A 12,848-nucleotide genomic window follows, 5' to 3' on the forward strand; every position below is an offset into this window, starting at 1 on the left:
TTCATTCTCTCTTACAATTTTTAATTTCGTTTCATAATCATATTTTGACATTAAAATACCCCCTAATCCATGTCCGGATTTAGGGGGTCACTACATTTTTTATAAATCTTTATTTTTTACTATTGTATTTGATACCAAAATAGAAAGTAAAGCCGATACTAAACATAGTATAATAGCAAATACAAAATAATTATTTGTATATTCTAATTTTGATAAGAATCCAAAGTATAAACCTAGCACCAAACCGATCACTATTGTTGTGACTAAAAATAAATATAAAAGTATAGCCATACCTTTAGCTCCAAAAGCAAAATATCCAGGTACATGAAACATAGTAAGAATAAATATAGCTATCATTACGATATTTATAGATTTATAAAAATCATTTAACATATTTATACCAAAAAATACCGTAGCAATTTTGTGTGCAAATATAAATAAGAATATAATTATAAGATAAGCTATTATAATAGTAATATATCTAGCAATTACATATTTATAACTTTTAATTGGCATAGTTCTTAGAACTGCAAGAGTTCCATTTTTATCATCTATATTATAAATATTTGATAATATGCCAGTCATAAAAGCAAATATAAAAGCAATGCTTCCTGAACTTTTTATAAAAGAAAGTAAAGCTAATACCATGCCAAAATATACCAAGAAATAAATAAGGATATCTTTTAATTTTCTGTCTCCTTTTAGCAAGAGATATTCTCTATAAAGAGCTACTTTCATTTAATCAGCCCTCATTTCATAATTCCATACTTTTTTAAATAATAAAAGGACTATCACAAAAACTGCCATGACTATTGCCAAAGTATATAAATTTGTAATCTTAATAACATTATTTTCTGTCAGTAAACCTCCAAAAAATGAAAACAGTAAAATTGCAAAGAAAACCATTAATATATTTTTTGCAATTGTAGAGCGGCTGCCAAATTTAACCAAAATAGTCAGAGCACCTATTCCAATATCTAATGATATTAAAACTAGAATGGCCCACAATAGAAAAACATTTATTGCAATATCCGTTTTCAATTTAAACACAATCATAACTAGAGAAATTACTATAACAGTAGGCATGACCGAACTTAGTATTTTGCTTGTACCATAATCATCTAGAGAGATGGGCATAGTTTTTATATATTCATCAAAATCAGTATTAAGATCTACTAAATAACTGCTAAATCCATTAGACGCAAACAAAATTCCACAAATTAGAGTGAAAAATATCAAATTATCCATATCAACATCACCATTAAAAAGTGATAATAAAAAGTTCATCTGAGAAAACAATAAAATTCCAAGTCCCAGTGCATAACTATGTTTAAGCTGATAAAAATCTCTTTTCATTAAGGCAATCACGCATCTTCACCTCTCAAATATAAAACCATAATTTCATCTATATTTGTCTTATCCATCACAAGTTCTGGGTATTTTTCTTTAAATTTATGGACATCATTTACAAGTACATTAATTTGATACTTCTCTTTTTTAAATTTCACAATAAAAGATTTATCAATCTTTTCAAAATCGCTCTCCGACACTCTGACTATGCCGTAGTTTTCTTCTAATTCGTATTTCTCTTCACTAAATACTACCTCGCCATTGTCTATAAAAGTTATATAATCAGCAATCTTTTCTAAGTCTGTTGTAATATGAGAAGAAATTAAAATTGTATTATCCTCATCTTCCATATAATCTAAAAATATATCTAATATTTCAGATCTAATGACTGGATCTAGTCCACTAGTTGGCTCATCAAGTACCAAAAGCTTTGGCTTTGTAGAAAGAGCAATTGCTATTTTTAATTTAACTTTCATCCCCTTGGAGAAATCCTTGTATTTTTTCTTGACAGGAATATCGAATTTATTTAAAAGTCCATGATAATAATTGTTGTCCCAACTTAAATATATTGAAGAATATATTTTTTCTATTTCTATGGGATTCATATATTCACCAATAAAATATTCATCAAAGACAGAGTTTAACTTTTCTTTTATATCATTAGATATTTTATCTCCAAAAATAAGTATTTCGCCTTCATATTTTATTATAGACAGAATTGACTTTAATATAGTTGTTTTGCCAGAGCCATTTGCTCCAATTAGACCCATAACAGTTCCTTTTTCTACATTAAAGCTTACATCTTTTAATGAGAAATCCTTATAGCTTTTATTTAGGTTTTTTATTTCAATCGCGTTCATCTTTCCACTCCTTATAAATAAATGTGAGCAGTTCATTTAAACCAAGCTCTGATTCTTTAGCAATTTTAATTAGTTTTGATACCGGTATTTCTAAGTCTTTTTCAATCTTTTTATTGTTAGTAATATTACTAATTTCTATGCTATTTATAAATGAACCCTTGCCTGGTAAAGTATAAATATAACCATCTCGTTCTAAATCGTCATATGCCCTTTTGGTGGTAATAACAGAAACTTTCAAATCTTTTGCAAGAGTCCGCATTCCAGGCAATTTGTCATGTGCTTTTAGTTGTCCTTTCTTAATCTTTTCTTCAATTTGTTTTTCAATTTGCTCATAGATTGGTGTATCTAGAGATTTTGAAATAATTATTTCCATTTAATCACCTATTTTTTAGTGTATATATACAGTGTCTATATAATATCACGGTGTATATATACAGTCAAGTGTTTATTATTAAATTCTATTTACAGTAAATCTTATCTATACATGTTTGTATTAGACTTCTTATATATTTTACTAAGGACACCCAAGGGTGATTTTTTTTATAACTGGATTTTATTTTCGTACTGATAGCTTTTTAAAAATAATTGTCTTATAACTGATTTTTAATTATCTATCTAATGAAAAGATATCATAATCCGAAATATCTTTTCCATTTAACCAGTCTAGGGCAAATTCTGATGCAATAGTTGAATAAATAGTGCCGTTACCGCCTGCCCCACATATAGCCATGATATTTTTATTATTCTTATGCAGTCCAATATATGGCAAATCATCTTTACTCTCTCCAAATATGGCCGCATAAGAATATTGTGATTTAATTTTAATTTTCTTATCCACTAGCATATCTTTGGCAAGCTTTATTAATTTTTTAGAGTATTTATTTGCGTCTCTTTTATTTAATTTAGTCCCTCTTTCATCTAAACCCCCTATTAAGAGTCTGTTATCAAAAGTATTTCGAAAGTAAGTATAGGGACTTCGTACTTCCCAAATTAAATAATCTGTCTCTTCAGCGAGTTTAAAATTTTTATCAGATACGGTTACATAAGTTTTTTAATTTTTAAGTTTTTCATCTGAGATTTTAAAAAATAAGGCATTTGATATCCTGTCGCTATTATCACTTTTTTAAATTTTAACTTTATTTTTTCATTTTTATTTAAAATTTCTACAATTTGATAACCATCTTCTTCTTTTATATCCAGAAATCTAGTATGTTCCAAAACTTGAAGATTATAAGATTTTACAGCTTTATTAATTAAACTTTTCACAAACCCATAAGGATTAAGAGCAATATCTGGCTTTGCCATCAGTGCCCCATAGGCATCTATATACATATTCTGTAAATCTTTTTTATCACAATATTTTGCACCATAACCCAAACTATCTTGAGTTTTAACTTCTTTTTTATCTCGCCTATTTTACGTCTTCTCGTAGCAAGAATTAAGCTTTTTTCACTTCAAAATAATTTTTTGTTTCACTACCAAAATCTTTATTAATATCTATTAAAGTATCCACTGCCTTTACAGACATATCATAAAATTTAATTGCGTCATCTTTGCCTATTTTATCTATATAATAATTTACTCCTTCATCACTCATATATTGAATGAGACCAGTATTTGCAGCAGTAGAACCTGAAGCAATCTCATTTTCTTCGATTAGGGTAACTTTATAACCCTCTTTTGAGAGCCTGTAAGCGCATAAGCTGCCTGATATTCCTCCTCCAACTATCAAAATTTCATTTTCCAAAATTTTATTTATATCAGTATTTTTTATCTTAGAAGATTTTGTTATGTCTGACCGATAGAGTTTTCCTACATGTAATTTCATATCTTTCACCTTTTATTTAATAATATTAATTATTCCCTTTTTATGATAGTTAAAACTATTTTATAAATAAGATAAAAATTTTATTTAAAAAATTGGAAATTGTGTATAAATAGATTATACCAATTTTTATGTAATTAATTTTATTATTATAAATGTAAAGGAGATAAAAGATGAAATATATTGAAGATTTGCCCACAGCTAAAGCTTATAATGAGTTAAGAATGAGTTCGGGTTTTGGGAATACTAAAGACGAAGCATTAGTTGAAAAAGCCTTAAAAGGATCACTTTATGTAATTTCGGTTTATGACAAAGAAAATCTTGTAGGTTTTGGTAGAATAGTTGGAGATGGCGGAATAACTTTTGTTGTGTCTGATATCATGGTTGATATTAAATATCAAAGAAAGGGAATCGCCAATAAAATAATGTATTACATAGACAATTGGTTTGATACAAATACTGAGAAAGGTAGATTTATAATTCTTATTGCAGACAAGCCTGCTGATAAATTATATTTACATCATGATTTTCACAAAGTTCAAACAAATTATCTAATTCACTTTCAGACCACACTCTAGATGCTGGATCGTGAGGTGAACAAAGTATTAGCATTTTGACATTTTCTTCTTGGAACTTTTTTCTATTAAGTCGAAATCAAAATAAAAAGTATCTCCAATTTTCTTTAAATCAGCAGTAACCTTTACTCTACCTGTAAATTGCATTGTGAAAAGGATAATAAACTGGAGGCATAATCATTATTTTGTCGCCAGCATTTGTATAGCAATTTACAAAAGAATAAAGTGCTGGCACAACACCATTTGCAGTTCTGACATGATTTTTATTTACAGCATATCCAAAATTATTTTCCATCCAATTTGAATAAGCTTTAAAGTAACTATATGGTATATAACTATAGCCAAATATACCGTGATTCATTCTCTCCTTGAGAGCATTGGTCACACATTCTGGAGTTTTAAATTCCATATCAGCTACCCACATTGGCACAAGATTTTTATCACCATATCTTTTTTCTAAATAGTCTTTTTTTAAACAATTTGTATTGTCTCTTTTTGTTAAATATTTATCCAAAAATCTTTCAGTTTCCATTGTTCCTCCTTATTAATTAATCCATTGTTAAGAGTCTTAATATTTAAAGTTGTTATGCATCAGCATTTTATTTAAGTCAATAGTTTTTATTAAAATACTATGATAACTTATAAAACAGTAAAATTTTACATTTAATTTAATTATACCTGTGTAAATTTCTTAAATAATAATTAAACAAGTTTTTTTTAGATTTCCAACAATTTTTGTAAATATCAGTTTAGACACTTGTAGAATAAAGACTTGAAATGGTTGTACCTATATATTTAAAATTAAAAAATATTTTGAAATTTTACAGATTTTGACAATAAAAAAACTCTGACTTTATATTATCAACAAAACAAATATCAGAGTTTTTAAAATTTTTATACTAATGTAAAATCATAGAAGATATAAATTAATTACTAGTTCTTTTAAAACATATTATTATAAAAATTTTTATATGAAATTGTCTATAAAAATAGAATTGGATTTGATGTATTGAAAAATAAAATTCAATTTAATATTATTTTTTATCAAAAATTTAATTTCATATGAATTTTTGTATTAATTAAAATTAATTAAAGGCTTAGCATATTCAGTTTTTGGTATACCAAATCTAACCGAAGGCATTTCGCCTTCTACTGGATGAACATATTGATTTATTTCAATATCTCCTTGTAGAGAAAGGTAAATAAATATATCTGTAGTATCAAGAGGATAGGTAGCTTTCATAAGTCTAGCAAGTTCCTTAGTTGCTTCAAGATAAGCCTCACTAAAGTCTTTGCCTACTCCATTTACATACCAATTGTCTTTTGTTTCTATAATAGGCCAATTAAGTTCAAAGTCTTTAATAAGATTTACTCGAACTACAACCTCGCCAGATACTTCAATTCCAGTTCCCGAAATTTCACCATCACCCATGCTTGCATGCAAATCTCCCATTTGCAAAAGCCCACCAACATGTTTAACAGGCAAATACACTCTTGCTCCTTTTACAATCTTTTTACTATCTAAATTACCACCATGTTTACCTGCAAGACCACAAGCTATATCTCCATCTTCTGGAGCAAGTCCAATTACTCCTATCATTGGATTTACTTTCCATTTAATATTATGAAAACTAACATAATCATTTTCAATTTCAAAAATTCTAGTTCTCATCTCACTAATATTTGCTAAAGGACCAACTTCTGGGATTGAACAAGCAAAACCTTTATTTTCGATTTTTATATCAAGAATGTCTACAGCAATTACATCTCCAGGTACCGCTCCTTCAATAAAGGCAGGCCCCGAAGTTGGATTTGCTTTATTAAGATCCAATATGTCCATTGTATAAGTTTCATCTTTTACTTGTTCTGCAAAACAATCCACCGTTTTAAAAGTTATAATCTCACCAGATTTAACCTTACAAATAGGTTCATTGTCTTTAGAAAAAACATAATTTAAATTATCTAGTACTTTCATGAAAAACCTCCAATTTAATTTTAATAAAATATTTATTATATTTAAGTTATCATAATATCGATACAAATGCAATGATTTATAGTGTTAAACTGATTTAATTACTTGTCGAGTATCAGTAATTTCTCCTCTGTCGCATCTATTACCCCACGAATCAATAAGTTTGTTTTCTTTAAAAACACACATTATTTCACAGTGATTAGCACATTTATCGCAATTGACTCCACGAGTCAAAAACTCGATATCTGTTATTTCAAAATTAAACTCTTTATGCTCTCCCATTTTATCTGCAAGAATTGCAATTCCAATGGCTCCTGCCAAATGCCCAACATCATCAACGATTATTTTCTCATCTAATGCCTCTTCAAAGAATTTTTTAACTCCTTTATTTTTACTAACTCCTCCCTGAAATACAATAGGAGATTTTATCGCCTTACCTCTTCCTACATTATTCAAATAATTATTGACTATTGACTTGCAAAGCCCTGCAATTATATCATTTTTTTCGTAGCCCATTTGTGCCTTGTGAACTAAATCAGACTCAGCAAAAACCGTACATCTAGCAGCAATAGGTGTAGGATTTTTCGAATTAATTGCAATATCTCCAAATTCCTCAACAGGAACTTCTAATCTATTTGCTTGCGATGACAAGAATGCCCCCGTACCAGCAGCACAAAGAGTATTCATAGCATAATCAACGACTACTCCATCATCTATTAAAATAATCTTAGAATCTTGTCCACCTATTTCTAAAATTGTTTTTACGTCTGGATGCATAGATATTGTGCCAATTGCGTGTGCCGTAATCTCATTTCTAATTATAGAAGCATCGACAATAGCTCCTACAAGTTTTCTAGCCGAACCAGTTGTCCCAACAGCCACAACTTTGTATTCATTTTTATTTATTTGAGTCTCTAGTGATTTTGTAAGTCTTTTTACTGCATCAATTGGATTCCCATGCGTCATCAAATAATCTTGAGCCAAAATATTATTCTTTTCGTCTATTATTACACCCTTAGTAGAAATACTTCCCACATCAATACCATAAAAAGCATCTTTCATATTATCCCTCTTAACTTGTAATTAATATAATCAAACAATCTTTTCTTTTCTCATCATTATCATGTCATAAAAAGCCTCAAGACGAGTATTAATCCCTACATCACTAGTCTGCGAATCAAAAGAAATATATAGAATAGGAATTTTATAATCCTTACTAATATTTTGTAGCACCGCCATAGAATCTATTTCTGGCATGCATCCAGCAGATTTAATATGAATTATTCCATCATATTTTTTCTTAGCACACTTTAGTGCCCTATCGATTGTATACATACTAGTCGCACCCATATCATATTTTGCATAATTTTTAATATGTTTTTTGACTTCTTTTTCAGGCCTATCTATAATAGTATTAGTTAAATTCATCCATCTATCCACTTCAATTCCATTTGTCGCAAGCCACTTTTCTATAAAATGATTAGAAAATGGTTCCATTATTGTATAATATTCTCCAACCACAGCGACTCTCAATGGATTTTGAGGTTTGTCCAAAGGTATCTTTTTGAACTCTTTTATATAATACTTTTGAAACTTTTTTAACTCTCTAATTGTTCTAATATTTTTCATTTCATTTAAATAATTTTTATATAAATTCTCAAAAGAATGTTCATTTATTTCAAACCCCGCGTTTTTCCTCATATAATCATCAATAACATCTAAGTACTCTATCATACGTAAAAAAACAGGAATAATTTCACCAATCCTTACAAGTGACATATCAGGATTTAATGTTTTGAATTTATCATACCACGATGAAGGTTTGGAAAGACGAGACTGTGCAAAATTCACAAAAGTCACATCATAGCCCAAATCTTTTATTATTTGCTCATGCAATTCACCATAGTATCCTAACCTACACAATCCACCTACTGATACTAATATATTAGCTCCCTTTTCTATTGCCTCTATATAATTTCCCAACATAAATTTAAAAGGAGCACACACAGAATCGGGGCTATATTTAGTTCCAATTTCCAGAGTTTTATTGGTCATCTCAGGTGGCCTCAAATAACTGACCCCCATACCTTCTTCAAAAACTATTTCTATTGGAATATTATAATTTCCAAGCTGAGGAAAAGTAACAAGTTTACCCATATAAAAACCTCCTCTTCTTGAATAAAATTATATCTATAAAGCTCTCAAGTCTTGTCTCTATACCTGCCATACCCTCTTGACCATCAATAACTAAATTTAAAATTGGCTTATCATTAATTTTTCTAATTATTATTTCATTGGCCATAGAATCAGGTCCACAATTAAAAGAACTAAGCAAAATAATTCCATCAACTTGACTTTCTAGTTTATTTGCAGATCCTAAAAGTATTCTATTATAAGTCCACGGCATAGTATTAGTAATTTCCTTTGACATATTTTCAGCTTCTATATTGTCCATATCCGTAGCAAAAATAACATCCACACCCATATCTTCTAAAAAAGACTTTATAGGTTCGCCGATGTATTTATCCAAAGTATTATAAATATGGCCTACTAAAAGAATTTTTGTAGACTCTTTATTTAATTTATTCTTTAAATTATTTTCTCTTATCAATGCTTCTGTATTAGCAGCTTGTCTTGCAATTATATACGCCCTAAAAGAATCTCTTCTTTTCTTACCTAAAACCTTTCCCATATCAATGAAACTAGCTAGTTCAATTTCTCTTGAAGAATAATCTACATTAAAAGGTAAAATTTTAATATCTCTGTCGCGAAAAATATTATAGCAAACATCAATAGTTGCTTGATACCTTGTACACATTCTGTCGTAAAAACCATATCCGCCAAGTCTTGGTATTAAAATATAATCACATTTATCTATTAAATATTCCACATGACCTAATAATATCTTATATGGCAGACAAGCCTCGTGCATGGCAAGATTAGTTCCATGCTCAAATATTTTCTTGTTGGTTTCTGGACTAAAGATATAATCAATATCTAGTTCTTTGAAAAAATTTGTCCACATAGTTTCAAATTCATAAAAAAGTAGACCTCTCGGTATTCCAACAAGCATATTGTCCCTCCAATTCAAACAAAAATAATAATTTCAACATAATTTCAAAATATAATCTTAATTTAATTATAACAAATAAACTGAACTTTGTTCAATAACTGTTGGAGTTATAAATCCTGCTCTACTTTAAATTATTTTACAAAATTGTAATAAAAATACTATAGTATAATTGTTTAATTTATTATAAGATTAAAGTATATAGAGGGAGGTATTTTTATGTTGAATAAAACAAAAATTTCAGATGAAATATTATATGATATTGTGAAAAGAGAACTCGAAAGACAAGAAAAAAACATCGAGATGATTGCATCAGAAAGTACTGTACCTATAGAAATAATGGAACTTTCTGGTAGTATTTTTACAAATAAGACCCTTGAAGGTTATCCAGGACACAGGTTTCAAGCAGGTAGCCATATAGCCGATGAGCTAGAGCTCTTGGCAAATAAAAGAGGTAAAGAACTATATGGCTGTGACCATATAAATATTCAGCCCTATTCAGGTTCAACTGCAAATTATGCCGTATATGCAGCAATTCTAGAAAAAGACGATAAAGTCATGTCTCTGAGTCTAGACCAAGGGGGTCATCTATCTCATGGCTCAAAAGCAAATTTTATGAGCAGATTTTTTCATTTTGACCATTATTCTATAGATAAAGAAACAGAACAAATAGATTATGATGGATTAGAAAAGAAAGCTAAAGAATTCAAGCCTAAATTAATAATAACAGGTGGTTCTGCCTATCCAAGGTTAATTGATTTTAAAAGAATAAAAGAAATTGCAGATGAAGTTAAAGCGTCTTTCATGGTCGATATGGCACATTTTTCAGGTCTAGTAGCAGCTGAAGTAATTCCTTCTCCAGTACCTTATGCAGATTTTGTAACTTCTTCCACAACAAAAACTCTAGGAGGACCAAGAGCCGGATTTATAATGTGTAAAGAAGAATTTGCCAAAAAACTTGATAAGGGTGTTTTCCCTGGTTCACTAGGTTCAATGCATTTGACAACTATGGCAGCAAAATGTTGGCTGTTTGAGTATGCCAAGACTGAAAAATTTAGAAATATTATGAGACAAATTCCTAAAAATGCAAAAACTTTGGCTAAAGAGTTAGAAAATTACGGTTTTAGAATAGTATCTGGTGGTACTGATACACATATTGTACTTGTTGACGTTCGTAATAAAAATATAACAGGAAAAGAATTTGATGATGCTCTTGATTCTGTAGGTATAACAGTAAACAAAAATCAAATTCCTTTTGACCCAGCTTCTCCACTAATTACAAGTGGAGTTAGAATTGGACTCACATCAACAACACAAAGAGGTTTAAAAGAAGATGATATAAAAGAAATTGCAAGAATCATGAATGATGTAGCTGAAAATATAAATGACGAAGAATATTTGAAAAAAATAAAACTTCAAACAGAAGAATTGATTTCAAAATTTCCTCTTTATTCGGAAGAAGATAGAAAAGAGATAATTTAGGTGGTTTTATGGCAAATTTATTAAATTATTTAAATGATAAAGTTTGGGGTTTTGGATTGGTGCTTTTAGTTTTACTAACAGGACTATATTATTCAATCCGAATGGGTTTTCCTCAAATCAGACGTTTCAAATTATTAGTCAAATCGTCCACCTCGTCGACAACTTCAGAAAAAGGACTAAATCAAGTCCAATCATTCATACTTACAGCAGCAAGAACTGTTGGTGTAGGAAACATAGCAGGCATGGCAACCGGTATTCATTTTGGTGGTCCAGGAGCCATATTTTGGCTATGGATACTAGCTATTGTTGGATCACCAATTGCAATGATTGAAGGAATACTTGCTCAGTGTTATAAAAAAGAAGTAAACGGAGAATTTAGAGGTGGCCCCGCATATTATATGGAGTCTGGATTTAAAAATAAAAAAATAGGACACTATTTTGCTATGTTTTACGCAATAGTAGGTGTTTTTGCCGTTACACTATTGATGCCTGGAGTGCAGACTTATAATATAGCAAAAGGAATAAATATTGCATTTGGGTTTAAAATGATAAGTATTGGATTAGTCTTTACAATTGTACTTGGGATTATTATTATTGGTGGTCTAAAAAGAATAGGAAAAGTTGCTCAAAGAATATCGCCAATTATGGCAATAGCATATTTTTTAATGTCTTTGGTGGTAATATTTTTTAATATAGAAAAACTTCCAGCAACTTTTGCATTGATTTTTAAATCCGCTTTCGGTAAAGATGCAATTTTTGGAGCGATAATGGGACAATCTATAATTTGGGGAATTAAACGTGGAGTCTTTGCAAATGAAGTTGGCGTTGGTTCTTCTGCCATTACTTCTGCTTCAGCTGAGGTAACTCATCCAGTTACACAAGGAATGATTGGTGGACTTAGCGTATTTATGGGAACATTCTTTATATGCACAACTTCATCTCTTATGATGATAATTACTAATTCATACAATACTGTAGACAAAGCCGGAAATATGATAGTAGAATACTTGCCAGGATTAGAATATGGCAATCCCTATGTAATAAATGCTATCAACTCGGTATTTCCAGGTATAGGTGAAGCTTTTATTGCAATATCAGTATTGTGTTTCTCGTCAGTAGCACTTCTAGCATATTATCTATATGCAGAAAGTGATTTAATATTTCTAGTTAGAGAAAAAAAGACACCTATATTAATTTTAAAGATTATCTTTATAATATCAGTATTCATCGGTTGTATTAGTAGTGTCGATACTGTTTGGACTATGGGAGATATGGCTCATGGTTTGATGGCTTGGATAAATGTATTCACTATAATTTTTATAGGAAATCAAGCTGTGAAAATTTTTAAAGATTATGAAAATGAAGAAAAACACGGTAAACTACCAGTATTTAATCCTGAGAAATTAGGACTCAAAGATGTAGCTGAAATATGGGAAAATAATGAGTATAGTTCAAAAAATAATTAGTAATAGTATTAAAAAATTTGGGATATTATCAGTTGTGTTGACTGACATTATACCCAAATTTTTTCTTACAACTTTAAATCTTTTAAAATTTATCGCCCCCAAATTATATTAGACACGGCAATAACAGAATATATAGAAATAGCCACTAAAATAGATAAAGTCCATATAATTGTGTAAAAAGAATAGGTCATTTGAAACCAAAACTGGTACAATGTTTTTAAGCAAAAAATAAAACAACCAGGAGGAAA

At 29.4% G+C, this 12,848-nt stretch carries 14 protein-coding genes and 1 pseudogene; 3 read left to right on the forward strand and 12 right to left on the reverse strand.

Going from position 1 to position 12,848, the window contains the following annotated elements:
- Positions 1-99: 99 nt before the first annotated feature.
- The 7 genes and pseudogenes from ABID14_RS09755 to ABID14_RS09785 all read right to left on the reverse strand — a co-directional run bounded on the left by ABID14_RS09755 (position 100) and on the right by ABID14_RS09785 (position 4,038).
- Positions 100-738, reverse strand: a complete 639-nt coding sequence (locus ABID14_RS09755; protein ID WP_354369522.1) for an ABC-2 transporter permease — start codon at positions 736-738, stop codon at positions 100-102.
- Positions 739-1,368: an ABC-2 transporter permease gene (locus ABID14_RS09760; RefSeq protein WP_354369524.1), complete on the reverse strand. Its 630-nt coding sequence runs from the start codon at positions 1,366-1,368 to the stop codon at positions 739-741. It lies immediately after the preceding gene.
- On the reverse strand, positions 1,365-2,210 hold the full coding sequence (locus tag ABID14_RS09765; RefSeq protein ID WP_354369526.1) for an ABC transporter ATP-binding protein: 846 nt from the start codon (positions 2,208-2,210) through the stop codon (positions 1,365-1,367). The genes ABID14_RS09760 and ABID14_RS09765 overlap by 4 nt, the downstream gene beginning before the upstream one ends.
- Positions 2,197-2,583 carry a GntR family transcriptional regulator gene (locus tag ABID14_RS09770; protein ID WP_354369528.1) on the reverse strand — a complete coding sequence of 129 codons (387 nt, stop codon included), beginning with the start codon at positions 2,581-2,583 and terminating at the stop codon, positions 2,197-2,199. The genes ABID14_RS09765 and ABID14_RS09770 overlap by 14 nt, the downstream gene beginning before the upstream one ends.
- A 234-nt stretch (positions 2,584-2,817) precedes the next feature.
- Positions 2,818-3,228, reverse strand: a pseudogene (locus ABID14_RS09775) (FAD-dependent oxidoreductase); the annotation flags it as partial.
- Positions 3,229-3,248: 20 nt separating this feature from the next.
- Positions 3,249-3,587 carry an FAD-binding oxidoreductase/lyase gene (locus ABID14_RS09780; protein WP_354369530.1) on the reverse strand — a complete coding sequence of 113 codons (339 nt, stop codon included), beginning with the start codon at positions 3,585-3,587 and terminating at the stop codon, positions 3,249-3,251.
- Positions 3,588-3,648: 61 nt separating this feature from the next.
- Positions 3,649-4,038: an FAD-dependent oxidoreductase gene (locus tag ABID14_RS09785; protein WP_354369532.1), complete on the reverse strand. Its 390-nt coding sequence runs from the start codon at positions 4,036-4,038 to the stop codon at positions 3,649-3,651.
- A gap of 170 nt (positions 4,039-4,208) precedes the next feature.
- Between ABID14_RS09785 and ABID14_RS09790 the strand changes: the two genes are divergently transcribed.
- Entirely contained in the window at positions 4,209-4,613 is a 405-nt protein-coding gene (locus tag ABID14_RS09790; RefSeq protein ID WP_354369534.1) for a GNAT family N-acetyltransferase, read from the forward strand.
- A gap of 127 nt (positions 4,614-4,740) precedes the next feature.
- Here ABID14_RS09790 and ABID14_RS09795 read toward each other — a convergent pair whose 3' ends face one another.
- From ABID14_RS09795 to ABID14_RS09815, 5 genes are all read right to left on the reverse strand, one after another.
- A complete protein-coding gene (locus ABID14_RS09795) occupies positions 4,741-5,142 on the reverse strand; it encodes a beta C-S lyase family protein (RefSeq protein WP_354369536.1) in 402 nt (133 codons plus the stop codon).
- Positions 5,143-5,685: 543 nt separating this feature from the next.
- On the reverse strand, positions 5,686-6,585 hold the full coding sequence (locus ABID14_RS09800; protein WP_354369538.1) for an acetamidase/formamidase family protein: 900 nt from the start codon (positions 6,583-6,585) through the stop codon (positions 5,686-5,688).
- An 84-nt stretch (positions 6,586-6,669) separates the two neighbouring features.
- A complete protein-coding gene (locus ABID14_RS09805) occupies positions 6,670-7,644 on the reverse strand; it encodes an acyl-CoA dehydratase activase (RefSeq protein WP_354369540.1) in 975 nt (324 codons plus the stop codon).
- 30 nt (positions 7,645-7,674) lie between these two features.
- A complete protein-coding gene (locus ABID14_RS09810) occupies positions 7,675-8,739 on the reverse strand; it encodes a 2-hydroxyacyl-CoA dehydratase (RefSeq protein WP_354369542.1) in 1,065 nt (354 codons plus the stop codon).
- Positions 8,732-9,655 (reverse strand): acyl-CoA dehydratase activase-related protein, encoded by a 924-nt coding sequence (locus ABID14_RS09815; protein WP_354369544.1) that lies wholly within the window; start codon positions 9,653-9,655, stop codon positions 8,732-8,734. Before ABID14_RS09815 ends, ABID14_RS09810 begins: the two co-directional genes overlap by 8 nt.
- A 216-nt stretch (positions 9,656-9,871) precedes the next feature.
- On the opposite strand from ABID14_RS09815, the gene glyA reads away from it, so the two are divergent.
- Positions 9,872-11,134, forward strand: coding sequence for a serine hydroxymethyltransferase (glyA, locus tag ABID14_RS09820; protein ID WP_354369546.1), 1,263 nt, complete (start codon positions 9,872-9,874; stop codon positions 11,132-11,134).
- A gap of 8 nt (positions 11,135-11,142) precedes the next feature.
- On the forward strand, positions 11,143-12,600 hold the full coding sequence (locus ABID14_RS09825) for an alanine/glycine:cation symporter family protein (RefSeq protein WP_354369548.1): 1,458 nt from the start codon (positions 11,143-11,145) through the stop codon (positions 12,598-12,600).
- The last annotated feature ends 248 nt before the right edge of the window (positions 12,601-12,848 follow it).

Source organism: Peptoniphilus olsenii (genome assembly GCF_040545475.1).
Lineage (GTDB): Bacteria > Bacillota > Clostridia > Tissierellales > Peptoniphilaceae > Peptoniphilus_A > Peptoniphilus_A olsenii.